At 45.2% G+C, this 16,272-nt stretch carries 14 protein-coding genes; 7 read left to right on the plus strand and 7 right to left on the minus strand.

Features of this window, described 5'->3' with window-relative positions:
- Nucleotides 1-181 precede the first annotated feature (181 nt).
- Entirely contained in the window at nt 182-946 is a 765-nt protein-coding gene (locus tag ACHUET_RS03520) for an IclR family transcriptional regulator (protein WP_394210702.1), read from the plus strand.
- 140 nt (nt 947-1,086) lie between these two features.
- On the opposite strand, the gene ACHUET_RS03525 is transcribed toward ACHUET_RS03520, so the two are convergent.
- The 3 genes from ACHUET_RS03525 to ACHUET_RS03535 all read right to left on the minus strand — a co-directional run bounded on the left by ACHUET_RS03525 (nt 1,087) and on the right by ACHUET_RS03535 (nt 4,983).
- On the minus strand, nt 1,087-2,148 hold the full coding sequence (locus ACHUET_RS03525) for a histone deacetylase family protein (RefSeq protein ID WP_394210704.1): 1,062 nt from the start codon (nt 2,146-2,148) through the stop codon (nt 1,087-1,089).
- Nucleotides 2,149-2,274: 126 nt separating this feature from the next.
- Nucleotides 2,275-3,483, minus strand: coding sequence for a CaiB/BaiF CoA transferase family protein (locus ACHUET_RS03530; protein WP_394210706.1), 1,209 nt, complete (start codon nt 3,481-3,483; stop codon nt 2,275-2,277).
- A 315-nt stretch (nt 3,484-3,798) separates the two neighbouring features.
- Entirely contained in the window at nt 3,799-4,983 is a 1,185-nt protein-coding gene (locus ACHUET_RS03535) for an acyl-CoA dehydrogenase (RefSeq protein WP_394210708.1), read from the minus strand.
- Nucleotides 4,984-5,188: 205 nt separating this feature from the next.
- On the opposite strand from ACHUET_RS03535, the gene ACHUET_RS03540 reads away from it, so the two are divergent.
- Nucleotides 5,189-6,028, plus strand: a complete 840-nt coding sequence (locus ACHUET_RS03540) for an IclR family transcriptional regulator (RefSeq protein ID WP_394210709.1) — start codon at nt 5,189-5,191, stop codon at nt 6,026-6,028.
- Between the two features lie 60 nt (nt 6,029-6,088).
- Here ACHUET_RS03540 and ACHUET_RS03545 read toward each other — a convergent pair whose 3' ends face one another.
- Genes ACHUET_RS03545 through ACHUET_RS03560 form a run of 4 tightly spaced genes read right to left on the minus strand, consistent with a single transcriptional unit; the run spans nt 6,089 to nt 10,644 of the window.
- Entirely contained in the window at nt 6,089-7,081 is a 993-nt protein-coding gene (locus ACHUET_RS03545; RefSeq protein ID WP_394210710.1) for a Hint domain-containing protein, read from the minus strand.
- Between the two features lie 23 nt (nt 7,082-7,104).
- Complete coding sequence (locus ACHUET_RS03550) at nt 7,105-7,968, minus strand: hypothetical protein (protein WP_394210712.1); 864 nt, start codon at nt 7,966-7,968, stop codon at nt 7,105-7,107.
- A gap of 21 nt (nt 7,969-7,989) precedes the next feature.
- Nucleotides 7,990-9,648: an RNA repair transcriptional activator RtcR gene (rtcR, locus tag ACHUET_RS03555; RefSeq protein ID WP_394210714.1), complete on the minus strand. Its 1,659-nt coding sequence runs from the start codon at nt 9,646-9,648 to the stop codon at nt 7,990-7,992.
- 45 nt (nt 9,649-9,693) lie between these two features.
- Entirely contained in the window at nt 9,694-10,644 is a 951-nt protein-coding gene (locus tag ACHUET_RS03560; protein ID WP_394210716.1) for an alpha/beta hydrolase family protein, read from the minus strand.
- Between the two features lie 220 nt (nt 10,645-10,864).
- On the opposite strand from ACHUET_RS03560, the gene ACHUET_RS03565 reads away from it, so the two are divergent.
- The 5 genes from ACHUET_RS03565 (at nt 10,865) to rtcA (ending at nt 16,216) form a co-directional block, all read left to right on the plus strand.
- The gene (locus ACHUET_RS03565; protein ID WP_394210718.1) at nt 10,865-12,100 is read left to right on the plus strand and encodes an RtcB family protein; all 1,236 of its coding nucleotides are present in this window, start codon (nt 10,865-10,867) and stop codon (nt 12,098-12,100) included.
- Between the two features lie 38 nt (nt 12,101-12,138).
- The gene (locus tag ACHUET_RS03570) at nt 12,139-13,770 is read left to right on the plus strand and encodes an LA2681 family HEPN domain-containing protein (protein ID WP_394210720.1); all 1,632 of its coding nucleotides are present in this window, start codon (nt 12,139-12,141) and stop codon (nt 13,768-13,770) included.
- A 23-nt stretch (nt 13,771-13,793) separates the two neighbouring features.
- Entirely contained in the window at nt 13,794-14,252 is a 459-nt protein-coding gene (locus ACHUET_RS03575) for a DIP1984 family protein (RefSeq protein WP_394210722.1), read from the plus strand.
- A 253-nt stretch (nt 14,253-14,505) separates the two neighbouring features.
- Nucleotides 14,506-15,033 (plus strand): hypothetical protein, encoded by a 528-nt coding sequence (locus tag ACHUET_RS03580; protein WP_394210723.1) that lies wholly within the window; start codon nt 14,506-14,508, stop codon nt 15,031-15,033.
- A gap of 79 nt (nt 15,034-15,112) precedes the next feature.
- Complete coding sequence (rtcA, locus tag ACHUET_RS03585) at nt 15,113-16,216, plus strand: RNA 3'-terminal phosphate cyclase (RefSeq protein ID WP_394210725.1); 1,104 nt, start codon at nt 15,113-15,115, stop codon at nt 16,214-16,216.
- Nucleotides 16,217-16,272 lie beyond the last annotated feature (56 nt).

Below are 16,272 nucleotides of genomic sequence, written 5' to 3' on the forward strand. Positions count from 1 at the left end.
GGATATAATAGTAATCATGAAATAATGATTGATAATTGTTTTTTTGTCCAATATACTGAACACGTATTCTATATACGAGACATCATTATAAGAACGATATGTCGCGATTTGCAACCCTTAATCTCATTATTTTGACAATTATCTTGTACTCCCTTATTTTATTTCACTTTATAGGTTATTTATGAGCTCGACTGCCGTACCTGCGCTAGACAAAACCTTTCAGATTTTGGACTTGATTACCGATAGCGCCCAGCCGCTAACAGCCGCTCATATTGCCAAAGAATTGGGGCTTCCTCGCAGCTCTACGCATAATATTTTGCAGAGCTTACTGACCAAGCACGTCATTTATAAAGATCCTGAAAGCCGCTTTTATTTGGGCTCATATCTAATGTATTGGGCGGGAAAGTACGAGCAGCAGCAAGGCGTTGTACGATTGTTTAAAGATTTGATTGTGCAGTATCCGGTGCTACTGCAACACACGGTGACGTTGTCAAAACTGGATTTGGGAGAAGTGGTGTTTTTGGCCTGCCATGAATCACCTGCCCCGCTTGGTTTTACCTTTCGTGCAGGCGTGCGCGTGCCTGCGGTTTTTTCGGCGACAGGCAAAGCCATGCTATCCACATTGTCGATGGATAGCATAAAGTCACTGTATAAAGAGAAGTTCCCCACACCCATGACCCAACATGGCGTCAAAAACTTTGCGGATTTATCCAACGAGCTTGCAGCGACTCAGGAAAGTCGATTGTCACTCGATGATGGACAGTTGCGTGATGGGATGTACTGCTTAGGTACTTATATTCGTAATGCGTCAGGCACGGCGGTCGCTGGCATGGCAGTAAGTTTTTTGCAAGGAGAGTATGAGGCTAAACGGGCTGAGGTCAGTGCAGTATTGATTGAGTTGGCCGAACAGATTGAGCGGCATTTAGGTTTTATAGCTGAATCATAATTGATTGCTTATGTGACGTAGTTGCAGGATTCATTGAGATTATATCCTGCAACTGATTTACTTTCATTTTGCTTCTCTTTAACGACAAAGCGGCTAAGATTACAGTTAAGATTTTAGCTGCTTTGATGGTTTCTATCATTCTAATTACTACTGCTATCAGCTGCTATAAGTCCTGATAAGAATGCTTGTAGATTGTCATTAAGCTTTGGCAAGTAATAACCGCCTTCGACTAAGACGATCAACGGCTTGTTTAGAGCAATCATCTTTTGTGCCAACATCTCAAAGCCCTTTGTACTGACAGTACATCTCGCTTCTGGGTCAGCCTCATAGACATCAAAACCTAAGACATGAACGATAACGTCTGGGTCAAATAGCGTCACCGCGTCAATGGATTTATCGACATACTCAAAAAACCCAGCTTCATCGGTGCCATGTGGCATCGGGAGATTGATATTATAGCCTTCGCCCTCGCCAGTCCCTTTTTCAAACGCATGCCCTGTCACTGCTGGATAAAAATTAACAGGATCACCATGTACTGAGGTATAGAGCACATCGCTGCGATCGTAAAATATCTCTTGGATACCCTGACCGTGATGCATATCGGTATCTATGATGGCGATTTTTTTATACTTTTGGCGTAAATGTTCAGCGATGATGGCGGCGTTATTAAGATAGCAAAATCCGCCGGCTGCACTCTTACGCGCATGGTGACCCGGCGGACGCGAAAAGCAAAGCTGTATGCGATTTTGGGCGCGCTCAGTACTTGATAGGTTATCGTCTAATAAAGCTTCGGCAGCATTGAGTGCGGTCTGCGCCGACCAATAAATCGATGTCCAAGAATGCTCACTGATAGGGGCGCTATCATCTGCCTGATACTTGGCCGCTTTTGCCATGATGCCAATACCGGGATTGTCATACGGCACAAAAATTCCAGTCTGCACCTGCGCGCCTAAATCTTCCTCAACTGCCATCCATTCATCATAGCCATGCTTGAGAAACTCCACATAACCAAAATCATGAACCGCCAATATGGGCGCAATGCCAATATCTGTGGCAGTGGTCACCTCCAGACCCAGCGCCACTGGTGCTTTTAGCAGTTCGGTCATACGCTCTGGTATCTCTAACGGCTCATGCATTTTTCCATAAGAAAAATAAGGTAGCGGTCTGTGCAGACTTAGGTTTTCATGGCTGTATATTTTCATGCTCAACATTCCTTGTTTGAGATTAGCTTTTGTATAGCATCCTTTAAATGGTTTACTTTTCTAACTGGTGCGCCACTTACTTGGCTACTTACTTGATCTTGCAGACGGCCATTTATAAATACTACTCTACACGATACCGTCGGCTTTTAGCTTGGCGATCATCTCGCTATCATAACCCAAATCTGCAAGTGTGCTATCGGTATGTTCGCTTAAACGCGGCGGCGGTGTACGGTAGCTGACAGGAGATGCGGAGAGCTTAATGGGATTACCAAGGGCGCGGACGGGGCTGCCTTGTGCCGCAAAATCGACAATCATCTCGCGCGCTGAGACTTGTGGCATCGCCAAAGCTTCAGCGACATTATGAATCGCACCGCAAGGTACGCCCACCTGATCCAAAATTTCTAACCAGTAAGCACGAGGATGCTTGGCAAATATTTTAGTCAATTCAGCACACAGCAGTTCGCGATTGGCAACGCGGTCAGGATTGGTCGCAAAGCGCGCATCAGTGTGCCAATCGACTGACAATACAGTGCACAGTTTGGCAAACTGATGGTCATTACCGCAGGCCAAAATAAAGTGCACCTCCCCTTGGGCGGCAAACACTTGGTAAGGCACAATGTTGGGATGATCGTTGCCCAGTCTTGGGGGTATTTTATCTGAGGCCAAATGATTCATACCGACATTGGCCAGCATAGACAACGCACTGTCTAAGAGTGCGACATCGACGTGTTGACCAGTGCCAGTATGTTGACGCGCTAATAGCGCGGCTTGGATACCAATCGTCAGTTGTAACCCCGCGAATAAATCAACCACGGCTACGCCCACCTTGTGCGGTTCGCCATCACTAGGGCCCGTAATACTCATCAGCCCTGATAACCCTTGGATAATGTAATCATAACCGGGACGCTTGGCATCTGGCCCTGTCTGCCCAAACCCTGTCAATGACGCATAAATTAAGCGCGGATTGTCTTGCTTTAGGCTGTCGTAATCTAAACCGTATTTTTTGAGACCACCGACTTTGAAGTTTTCGACCAAAATATCACTATCAGCAATGAGCTGCTTAATAATGGTCTGCCCTGCTGGCGTGGTGATGTCTACCGTGAGCGATTTTTTATTACGATTGATGGTAGCGTAATAAGCGGAGGTGTCATCGCTGAATGTTGGCGGTGCCCAGTGGCGTGTTTCGTCCCCTATTTTGGGACGCTCAACTTTGATGACGTCTGCGCCCAGATCCGCAAGTATTTGGGTACAAGAAGGACCTGCCAACACTCTTGATAAATCGAGTACCTTGATACCATGCAATGCACCTTTTGGCATATCAGTCATATCTGTCATGAGATTCCCTTACTCTGTGGCGTATTCTTCGACTTTCTGATTAGAAAATTGCTATTCATCATTTAGCGCTGAGTATATATCGTTAGTGAAAAGTAATATCGACACATCACGCACTGCTGAAACTAATTTTCTTGCTTGCTGTGCCGTTGCTGCCAGAGGCTGCAAAAATTTGTTTCAGCAGTACCGTAGCGCTTTTAAAGCATTTTCGACTATAAATGAGGAATAACAACTGAAAAACGTACGCCACTGTTGATGCTCTTTTAAAAAAGCCAAGCAGCAACGTACGTCATGAAATACAGTTGTACCGAAAACTATTTAAAAGAACGCTTGGATACCCGTCTGTGCACGGCCCAAGATCAGTGCGTGAATATCGTGCGTACCTTCGTAAGTATTGACGGCTTCTAGGTTCATCACATGACGAATGATGTGGAACTCATCAGAAATACCGTTACCGCCATGCATATCACGGGCAATACGAGCGATATCGAGCGCTTTACCACAGTTATTACGCTTGATGAGCGAGATCATTTCAGGCGCAGCGTTGTCTTCATCCATCAAGCGACCGACACGTAGCGCGGCTTGTAACCCTAGACTGATTTCGGTTTGCATATTGGCAAGTTTCAACTGTACCAGCTGCGTGGCGGCCAATGGGCGACCAAACTGCTTACGATCTAGCGTGTACTGACGAGCGGCCTTCCAGCAGAATTCTGCCGCGCCCATACTGCCCCATGCAATGCCGTAACGGGCTTTATTTAAGCAGCCAAACGGCCCTTTTAGACCACGGATATCTGGGAAAGCATTGGCTTCAGGGACAAACACTTTGTCCATGACAATCTCACCTGTGACCGAAGCACGTAGTGAGAACTTACCTTCAATCTTCGGTGCGGACAGCCCTTTCATGCCTTTGTCCAAGACAAAACCGCGAATCTCACCCGCATCGTCTTTTGCCCAGACCACAAACACGTCCGCGATAGGACTGTTAGTAATCCACATTTTATTACCTGTCAGCTCATAACCGCCATCGACTGCGCGCGCACGCGTCGACATTGAGGCAGGATCAGACCCAGAGTCTGGCTCAGTCAGACCAAAGCAGCCGACGTATTCACCTGTAGCAAGTTTCGGCAGATACTTTTCTCTTTGCTCTTCTGTGCCATACGCCCAGATCGGATGCATCACTAGGCTTGACTGTACGCTCATCGCCGAGCGATAGCCCGAGTCGACCGCCTCGACTTCTTTGGCAATCAACCCATAAGCAACGCTGGACAGACCAGCACAGCCGTAGCCCTCAATCGTCACACCAAGCAAACCCATCTCACCCATTTGGCGCATGATATTACGATCAAAATGCTCATTACGGTTGGCCTGAACGATACCGGGCATGAGCTCTTTTTGAAAAAACTGACGGGCACTGTCGGTGACCATACGCTCTTCTTCAGTGAGCTGGTCGCGTAATAAAAAAGGATCTTCCCAATCAAAGCGCGGGCTGGTAGATGTTGCCATGTAGATCTCCTTGATATCAGTCATCCTGACTGACGAATAGTGGTTGATACATCATTTGGTTTAACAAGTCATTGACTTTATTATTCCGCTGTGCGAAACTTAGTTTCATAATATAAAACTATTTAAGCAAATTTTCGCCGCGCTGTAAACCTTTATTAAAAAATAGGCATCAAAAGAGACAATCATTAAGAGAAATGGAAATAAAATGACAACATCTACATCGACAGCTAATTCACTACTCGAACGAATGGATCACCTGATGGGTCAAAGCAAGGAAGAGAACGATCGACAGTTTGTGACGGCATTAGGTCGTGGATTGGTCATATTGGCTGCCTTTGAACACCATGAGCGGCTCACCCATCAGCAACTATGTCAGATGACCAAACTGCCAAAAGCGACCATTACTCGCCTGATTCATACCTTGACCACGCTGGGATTTTTGCGTGTCACTGAGCATGGACAATATCAATTGGGCAGTAGTGCGGTACGTCTCAGTGCGACTGCGTGGAGTCGTCATGACATGGTGGCAGCGGCTGAACCATTATTACGGCAGTTCGCCAGTGAGAATGAAGTATCGGTGAATTTAGCAACCGAAGTCGAAGGAGAGATGCGCTATCATGCTTGCTGTCGTAGTCCTGCACGCCTATCGGTCAACTTACAAGTTGGCTCAGCGGTGCCGGTGGCACGTACTGCTATTGGACGGGCTTTTTATGCAGTAAGCTCGCAAGCGAGACAGGCGATCATCACTAGCAATTTGAAAGAGAATTTATCTGATGAAGAATTCAATCATGCACAAACTGCCCTAGCCAGCGCAGCAGAGCATTATGAGAGATACGGCTATACCGTCTCTGATGGGGAGTTTTCTACTGACATACTGGCAGTCGCGGTGGGCGTATATGATGTCGCAACGGGGCAATATACGTATTCGCTCAATGCCAGTGTACCAAGTGCCAACTGGGAAGCGGATGACTATGCGGCAATCATAGTGCCCAAGTTGCAGGCGTTGGCGGAGCGGATTGGTGGAGGGTTTAGATTAGTAATATGACTAAGATATAAGCCTTATAGCCAGTCATAATTTTTCTATTGATATAAACTAAAGAGCTGGTTAATTGGCTGGCTCTTTAGCATCCAACACCCACACCGCATCATGCCCGACGAAATACGTATGATGATCCGCGACTTCTATGTTATAGACATGGTCTTCATAAGGATTGGGGCAGACATCGTTATAGCGTCGCATCTGCTTATGAATACTTTCGTCTGTTAATCCCGTTGAATCGCCGTACTTTTTGATACCTGCTAAAGCTTTTTTGAATAAACCCTCATCACCAATTCTATTTTCTTTGATTATTTTTCCTTCAAAGATTAGAGGTAAGTGCATCTCTCTTACAAACCTTTCTGCACTATGTGTCTTAGGCGCTATATCTTGACGTAATCTTACATTCAATGTTTTATATAACTCTGAATCTATAATAAAAGGTGCCTTTTCATTGATGAGCAACTTGGCATCAGAAGTTTGCATATTGACAGTTTTGATTTCTTCTTTGAACGCTTCTTCTGTATTGGCTAAACTGACAAACTGATAGCCACTATCTGAAAACTTCACAAACTGAACCAGGCCATCTGTCTCCCATAAGTCATGTTCCTCAATACTTTGAGTATACGCTGTACCTTCAGGGAAGTTCGGTAAGGTGCGTACAGGGATAAACGAATAATCATCAAGCGCAATCGTATCCCCATGAGCAGACGTTAGATATCCAGCTGGCAAACGCTCCGCCGATAACCATTCACCCTCTAAATCTTCAGGCTGGCGAGTTACCCAAAATGGGTGATTGCTGGTGCATAAGATATAATTGCTACCCTTTTCACCTCGCGCATCAGCGGTCTCATTGAAATACTCAACTTTAAAGATACTTTTCTTATTGGGTGATTTAAAGGTGCTGAGTACGGGTCTGTACTCGATATCACCGACCCCACTTTCAGGCTTGGAGAGTACAGGCTTTGATAAAATGAGGTCGCCCATTTTAATATCCTGAATCGGTACTAAGCCTTTATCCGTATGAACGAGCGTGCCCGCGACAAATCCTGTGTTGGTCATTAGCTTTCCTTTTACTGTTTTTATTATTTATGGGACTGGTTGATAACATTGGTGTTATGTACCCATGCTCCTGCGCGACTAATAAAGTAGGTATGATTGTTTGCCACCTCAAAGTTGTAGACGGTTGTCGTATAAGGAATAGGCTCGCCTTGATTGTCTTTTAAAAAATTCGTTAGCAGTAGTTTACCTTTCTTATCTTTGATACCAATATCGAGATAACCGTGTTGTTGGTAATAGCTGACGTCTTTAACATAGCCTGTACCCTTATATTCTGCTTCGCTATAGTCGAGCATGTGCGATTCGGCATCTTGCACATAATCATCGTAGTAATCTTCATGATAGTGCTCTTGATACCAGTAATAATTTGGATTGAATTCTAGATTATCATTAGCGACTTGATAGGTAGGTTGTACACGCTCAACGGTGTACATTACGCCATCGGTATTCACAGCAATTTCATACTGCTGTAGTTCATCCACACGTTTAAAGTGAGGCTGATCATAGAACTCAATATCTTCCTGTGGATTCTCCATAGCACCGACTACCCAAACAGGGTGATTGGGCGTCGCTAGAAAACTACTAAAGCGGCTAGCTGATTGAATTTTTTCATCGACAAGCAGATAGTTTTGAATATCAAAGTTTTCATCACCTGGTTTTAATCTATAAGGCGAAGTATTATTTTTCTCTAAACGCACGATCCACATCTCTTTGTCTTCATTCACAAAGGTCTTGACCACAGGCTTATACTCTATGTCACCGCTACCATCTTCAGGCTTAGAGAGCACAGGCTTTGATAAAATGAGGTCGCCAACTTTAATATCATGAATCGGTACTAACCCTTTATCCGTATGTACGAGCGTGCCTGCGACAAATCCTTTATTAATCATATCTTCTCCTTTTTAGTCTTATTATTTTAACCCATCAAACCTCAGCCCAAACTTCATTAAATACTTACGCAGTCGGTCGCTGTCGTTATTGCTTTTTAGCTGATTTCTGGAGTTGGCATATAGGTAGCGTCCAGCCGCCGCTTGGCTGCTGTGCTGATAGCAGACCTCAATCACATACGCCAGCTGCACCGCGTCAAAGGGATCGAGCGCGTCTTTGTCGTCGCTGGATAGATGGCGGCTCAGCACCGTGTCCGCGTGCGCTTGTTGCTCGTTCAGGCTGGGCGCATACGCCTTGTCCGCTTGATGCTGCGTGCTATTGGGCAATGCCCACAGATGCTTAAGGCGGGTGATTTCTGCCTTAACATCGGGCATACGAATCACTTTGCCCTCGCACAATGTCGTTAGACGCGTCATGCTGGCGCTTAAATCGCGAAAGTTGCCCTGCCATGTCGCCTCAGAACTTGTGGCAAAGGCTTCAAAGTATGCCCGCGCCTCAGGCTCAAAACGGTACTGGTACTGCTGCTCACTGCCAAGACGCGCCAGCTCGTAATCAATATTGGCGGGCAAGTCCTCGATACGGTCTTTTAACGACGGTAAAAAAAACGTCCACGTGTTCAGGCGCGCAAACAAGTCGGCGCGAAACTCCCCATTCGCGACCGCTTGGCGCAAATCCTTATTCGTCCCCGCCATCAGTTGAAACGACACATCAATCGGGGTGTCGCTACCAAGCGGATAAAAGCGCTGTGCCTCAAGCGCGGTCAAGAGCATCGCTTGTTCGTCCAGTCCCAGCTCGCCGATTTCATCTAAGAACAACAAACCACCATCGGCTGATTTGAGCAGACCCTCACGGCTCGATGCCGCACCCGTAAACGCGCCTTTGACATGACCGAACAGCACGCTCATTGCCGTATCACCGCGCAAGGTGGCGCAGTTGACCTCGACGAACGGGCCGAGCGCCTGTTTGTTTTTGGCTTTGTTTTTCTTGAGCGCATAGATTTGCGTCGCCAGTTGCGACTTGCCTGCCCCTGTCGCGCCCATCAATAAAATCGGCGCGTTGGAGCGCGTGGCGACCTTTTCAATATCGGCTATCAGCTGTTGATACGCGGCGTTTTGGGTAACGAGATTGGCTTGCAGGGTTTGCCAGTGCTGAGCTTTTTCTGCCTCAAAACGTGCGCGCAAACTGTCATAGCGCGACACGTCTAAATCAATGATTTGGTAGCGCCCTTGTGGGTCGAATTGGTCGGGCTTGGGACACGGCGAGGTCTGAATCAAATCGGCAGGCAAAAACCCCGCATCGACCAGCAAAAACCAACAAATCTGCGCGACATGCGTGCCTGTGGTCAGATGCAGCAGATAGTCCGTGTCCTCACGAAAGGCGAACCCTATGACAAAGTCATACAGCTCGGCATAAACATCGGCAAAATCCCACGGACTCGCCAGCGTCACCCGATGTCCAATGACTTTGGTATCGGCGCTGACCTTTGCCACATCATCAACGATGACGTTAAACAATCGCTTATCGCGCTTGCTATAGAGGATATGCAGCTCATCGACCAGCAGGTCATCATGCAGGCACAGGCTGACGCTCGGACGCCAGCGCTGCCAACGCTTGTCATTAAAGCCGTTGTCCAATGTCGTTCCGAGAAAGCCGATAACGGCGGTTTTATGATTTTTAATCATGTTGCTTTTACTCATAATGATGCGCTTGGTTTATTGGTTTTGATTTTACTTTTTGATTGTCCATGACTTGGTACTGTCAATAGACAACGGCTCGTCTGCCATAATCTGCTGCGCAAGGTGACGATTCAACGGATACAGCACACTAAAGTGGTCGTGCTGCGCGATAAAAGCACAGTGCAGCATCGGGTTTTTGTTCTTATCACACATCGGCTTTAGGTCGCGATAGTTACCGTCACGCTTGCCCTCAATAATCCACGTCGGCATACGAATATCATTCGTCCAGTTTGCAGGCGCACGCAAATCCATTTCGCGTTGCTCATCGCTAGCAAAGTCAACGTCTTGCAAAAACATCGTCTCTTGCGTAGCGCCAAAGCTAATCACCTCTTTAAACAACTCAGGCTGCGTGCTGCTCGCCACCTCACTGACCAGTAGCGCGAGCGTGCCACCCGTACTGTGCCCACCTAGATAGATGCGGCTGCTATCGACATACGGCAGGGTCGCCAAATATTCTGCCGCCGCGATGACATCATCGACTTCACCATAATTCACTTCGATATTGCCCGCATTGTCATTACCGCCGCGCAAGGTCGGAAACATCATAATCACACCCGCATCACGGTATGGGCTGGCGGTTTGATCATTTTGCTTTGAGCCTTTGCGCCAAAAGTCTGCCAGTGTGTTGGACTCACCGCCCGTTATCCAGACGATAGCAGGATACTTTTTTTGATCTTGCGGATCGGGCGTGACAAATGCGGCTAACGACATACCGTCACTGTCATAGCGCACGCTATTAAATAGGGCTGCGGGCGGCTTGGGCAATGGCATTTGCATAGTGGGCGCGACTTGTATCGAGGTCTGATAATTGCCGCGTAGCGATGCCAAAGACGGCGCAGCAAAACAACTGCTGATGCTCACGCCTAATAAAATCGCCGTGCTTAATAAGCGTTTATCAGAGACGACCTTATGCTTTGTTTTATATTGAGCTTTCGCCATCATGCACAATCCTTTTATAGAATAAAAACTATATTTATAGAATAAATTATATCTTTATTCACTTGATTAAAGTTCATTATTTTATAAAAAAAGAATTTAAGATATTTTTTATCATTCAATATCAGATACTTATGAAAAATAAATTTGTCTTTATCAAAAACTGGCACACCTTTAGCAACCTATAAAGTACAGACAGAACAATCTTATAAAAACTAAGGAGCACATGATGCAACCCATGACACACAACATCATTCAAGACGGTGGCACCCCTATCCGCCTATGGACCAAAGGCGTGCCTGTCGACCCAAAAGCCCACGACCAGCTGGTTAAAGCCTCAAAGATGCCTTTTATTTATAAGTGGCTCGCGGTGATGCCTGATGTGCATGTCGGTATCGGCGCAACCATCGGCACCGTACTGCCGACCAAAGAGGCGATTATCCCTGCGGCGGTCGGCGTGGATATCGGCTGCGGGATGATGGCGGTGCAAACTACGCTGACCGCAGATGATTTGCCCGATAACTTGCAAGGACTGCGCACGGAGCTGGAAAAAGCCATTCCGCATGGACGCAGCAAGACACGCGGTCGCGGCTCGCGCCGTGATGTGGGCGCGTGGGCAAACCCTGATGACAGCGTCATGAATGGCTGGGGTGCACTGGTCGATGATTTTAACTATCTGACCCAAAAGCATCCCAAACTAAAAAACACCAACAATCTAACCCACTTGGGCACACTGGGTACAGGCAATCACTTTGTTGAGGTGTGCCTTGATGAGACCAATCAGGTGTGGATTATGCTGCATTCAGGGTCGCGCGGCGTCGGCAATGCCATCGGGCGCTACTTTATCGAGCTGGCGCGTGAGGACATGCGCAAATGGTTTATTAATTTGCCTGACAAAGATCTCGCCTACTTTGCCGAGGGGACTGAGCATTTTGAGGATTATTGGTTTGCGGTGGGTTGGGCGCAGCGTTTCGCCTTTAAAAACCGCGAAATCATGATGGAAAAAGCCATCCAAGCGCTACGCACCATCATGCCAAAACCGTTCGATGCAGCAGTGAAAGCGGTCAACTGTCACCACAACTATGTGGCGAAAGAAGAGCACTATGGCGAAGAAGTATTTGTGACCCGCAAAGGCGCGGTACGTGCTCGCGTTGGTGAATACGGTATCATTCCGGGGTCAATGGGCACAAAATCCTTTATCGTCAAAGGTAAAGGCAACGAGGAGTCATTTTGTTCTTGCTCGCACGGCGCAGGTCGCGTGATGTCACGCACTGAGGCGAAAAAAGTCTTTACTATTGATGACCAAATCGCCCAAACCAAAGGCGTAGAATGTCGTAAAGATGCCGACGTGATTGACGAAATCCCAGCGGCGTACAAAAACATTGAAGACGTGATGAACGCCCAAAACGACTTGGTAGAAGTGGTACATACCTTGCGGCAGGTGGTTTGTGTTAAGGGTTAGGTAGAAACTATTATTTTCTAAATAACAGGGACAAAATTATGGAAGACTCCATCCAATCTAAGATTACATACACAAACTTGCAGTTAGATAATGCATCTAAAATGATTGATAGAGGGCAGTTTGAAGAAAGTTATAAATTATGCCTATATCTAAAGGAGCTTCTAGGAGAAGTTAGTAATCCTACTGAACCAAGCTTCTATTACACCCTGTTTAGACTTGCTGGTTTATTTGTTGATATAGGCCATATGGCTTCAAAAAAAGAAGCGAGCTATATAGGTTTAGAAATAATGGAGTCCGATAGTTTTGAGAACTGTTTGGCTCGTGATAGCTACTATTATTGCTTAGGAAATGCAAAGGGAAATTTAATTCAGAGCACCTCTGAGAAACAGGTTGATATTGATGTAAAACTAACAAGACAACTCTCAGAAGTTAGCTCTCTATTTTTGAAAGCTATATTAATTTGTAGGGTAAAAAGAATAGAAACTAAGCCGCAATACTTAGTGAATTTAGCAAATAATCTTAAACAACAATATAGGATTTCTGAGGCATTGGCTTTATACGATCAAGTTATTGCGATGAATCTGGATATCGCTCAAGCTTGGGTAAACCGTAGTGAGTGTCTAATTTCGCTGAATAGTATTACTAAAATGCATACTGTACAGCAGGGTAAGGAAATAGCTTTAGGTTACAGAAAGGCAAGTGCATCAAAGTGTATACCTCCTGATTGGGCAAGATACTACTCAATGAGAGCCGAAAAAATAGATAGTGATATCGAGAAAGATTGTTCGGATATAGGTGTAGATTTAGAAGATAGTAGTCACTTAGACGAGCAAGAATATCAGTCTTTATCAGAATATCGCAGATGGTGCTTAGTCAACTTTCTAAGCCTTAGTGAACATGGTTTATATTGCAAGTGTTATGGAAGTGCGCGCGATAATTTAAATATTCCAGTGCCTACTAGAGCAATGGCTGGAGACTTTATATTACCAATGGAGAAGGTACTAAATAGGCTCAAGTCAGAATTTGGGCTTGCTAGGTTAATGCTGTACGAATATAAGTCTGCTAAGAAAAGCGAATATATAGACGATGACGCTTGCTATGCAGAGTTATATGACAATGAATTGCTAGGAACCAATATCGAAAAGCTTCGTACTGCTTTCCGAATTTGCTTTGGGATTCTTGATAAGATTGGCAATGCAATCGCCCTATTATTCGACTTGCAACCTAGAGGTAAAAACAACAAGGTGCGTAATGCTTCATTCCATACTTTTTGGGAATTAGATAAAAAAGAGAGACTAGAAAAATTTAATTCTTATGGTAATGCAGGTTTAATAGGACTGTATAGTACTGCATGTGATTTAAACTACAGTCTTAAAGGCGAGCTTAATTTTTACAAGCAGTGGCGAAATGCTTTAGAACATAGCTTTGTATTTATTTATGATAATGAAAAACCTGAAAATATTGAAACTTCATTAGCCTATTATGAAGAGCCAGTCTTTATTTCAGAATCCGAATTTGTTGAGAGTGCCGAGCATGTCCTACAATTGACACGTTCAGCTATTTTTTCTTTTGTCTTTGCAGTGAGGATAAAATCTGAAAAGGGAACTCCTAAAAATATTCCTGATATTTTAATTCAAAACAAATTTATTGAGCAAAAAAAATATATTTGAAAATTAAAAAAGAGAGCACCCCAATGAAACTCGCAGAAGCCCTACTTATCCGTAGCGATATGCAAAAAAAACTGGCGCAACTCAAAGGACGTATTCGCAACAATGTCAAAGTCCAAGACGGCGATACGCCAAGCGAAGACCCCAATCAGCTGTTGATGGACGCAAGCCAGCTGATTACTGAGCTGTCCGCGCTTATCGCCCGCATTCAGCGCACCAACGCGGTGACGATGACGGATAACAATCAATCGATGCTGGCGCTGCTCGTTGAGCGCGATACCCTTGAGATGCGCCACAAGCTGTTGACCGAGTCGATAGCGGCGACCGAAACCGAGGTCGATCGCTATAGCCCGCGTGAGATTAAATGGCAAGTGATGGTCTCGGTCGGCGCATTGCAAAAGCAAGCGGACGATATCGCCATGAAGCTGCGTCAGCTTAACATTGTCATTCAAGCCAATAACTGGCAAATTGACCTTGTAGACTAGCTTTGTAAACCTTTTTTAGCTTTGTCTGTCTGATAATGGACAGACCACCCTTTTGAAATCGACTGGGCGAGTGTCAGACCCCGCGACCCACAGCAGGGGGTTGAAAATATACTGTCGTGGCTGCCGCGCGTTGTGGGCAGGCGCATTTTTTACCACTTATGCCCCGCACATGGCACTTGGCACAATGCACCATTTAGACCTTAGCACCAGACACTGACAGTTGGTTTCAATTTTATTTTTGAGGCAGTCTATTATGAAAAGCTTAGATTATTTATCTGGTGTATTGGATACCATCGCTATTCAATCTGAAATAGATGACCAAGATTGTTCGTGGACAGAATTAACGGTATTACCAGTAGTGAATATAAATCAAATAGATGAAGAGCTTCTTAAGCATGCTTACTTAGATTACTACAGTGACTGTTATGATCTGAGTAAAAAGGACAGCCTTCTGTCAGAAGATTGGAGAATTGCAGAAAAATCTTTAGGCAGTCTCCCTGCAAGATCACTAGATCAACTTATTGATAGAATAATATCTTTTGATCATCGTTATGCCCAAGTTTTATTAAAAAACAAAGATCAAAAAATAACCCATGAAGAAGATAGGATTGACTTTTATAGAAAATTTTTAGGCAGAGCTATTGATCTAACTTTGGGTAAAGTGACGCGAGTAAGTGAATACACAATGTACCCTCCATTTGAAGTTGCTTTAAGTTGGCATTATTACTTGATAGAAGGCCAGCATAAAACTATTTTTATTGAATGGACTGGATGTCATTAATAATGAATGCCATATCTACTTAATAATTTCTAATATTGAGCGATATATACATAATACTCTATTTAAAAAGACATTTATCATGCTAGCATCAACACATAAAACCCTAAAAATAGACGGCAGCACTGGCGAAGGCGGCGGTCAAATTATCCGTAGCGCCCTCACCTTGTCGATGCTTACAGGCACACCGATTGAAATCACCAATATTCGTGCTGGACGCGCCAAGCCCGGATTGATGCGCCAGCATTTGATGTGCGTGCAAGCGTCACAACAGATATCGAACGCTAGCGTATCGGGCGCGCATTTGGGCAGTATGGCCTTTACTTTTACACCAAGCACCGTACAAGCGGACGATTATACCTTTGATATTGGCTCAGCGGGCAGTACCAGTCTCGTGTTACAAACGTTACTTCCCGCCCTACTCTTTGCCAATACTGCTTCAGCTTCGCCATCCACCGTTACCATCATAGGTGGCACGCACAACCCACTCGCGCCGACGACGGATTTTTTACAAAATGCCTTTGTACCTATGCTTGCTAAATTAGGAATGCAATTGAATATTGAGTGCCTGCAAGCAGGATTTGCGCCTGTTGGTGGCGGTATGATTAAAGCAACTATTGCGCCATTTATGCGCCGTGCTAATGCTTCACGATTAGACCTCACGGAACGCAGTAAGCTTAGCAGCATAGAGCTGGTCGCAAGCGTGCTCAACCTAGAATACGATATTTGCAAACGCGAGCTTGCCAGCGCCAAAGCCGCATTGATTGAAGCGGGTATTGATGATGCGCTTATTACAACGCGCGGTAATAAATTATACGGCATTGGTGAAGGCAATACGTGCTATGCAAAAGTCACTCATGAGACTCGTGACATGCAAAATCATAAAGAATATCACTCTGAAATATTTACCTTACTAGGAGAAAAACGTAGCTCAGCAGAAAAGATAGGTGGTCGTTTGTCAGGCTTAGTAAAGCGCTATCTGTATGACACGGATGCGCTGCTTGATGAATATTTAACTGATCAGCTGCTATTACCTTTAGCCTTATCAGGCGGTAGTACATTTAGTGCGCGGGTTATTAGCGAGCATAGCAAAACCCAAGCGTGGCTCATTGAGCAGTTTTTACCCGTTGCAATCACGTTTGATGCTATAGAGGATAAGCAAATATTAGTAAGAATCACCTGCTAAAATTTGCCAGCATTAGTATACTGTTACCCAATGATACCGACGTGGTGACCTCATCG

It is taken from the genome of Psychrobacter piscatorii (assembly GCF_043641605.1).
Classification (GTDB): domain Bacteria; phylum Pseudomonadota; class Gammaproteobacteria; order Pseudomonadales; family Moraxellaceae; genus Psychrobacter; species Psychrobacter piscatorii_C.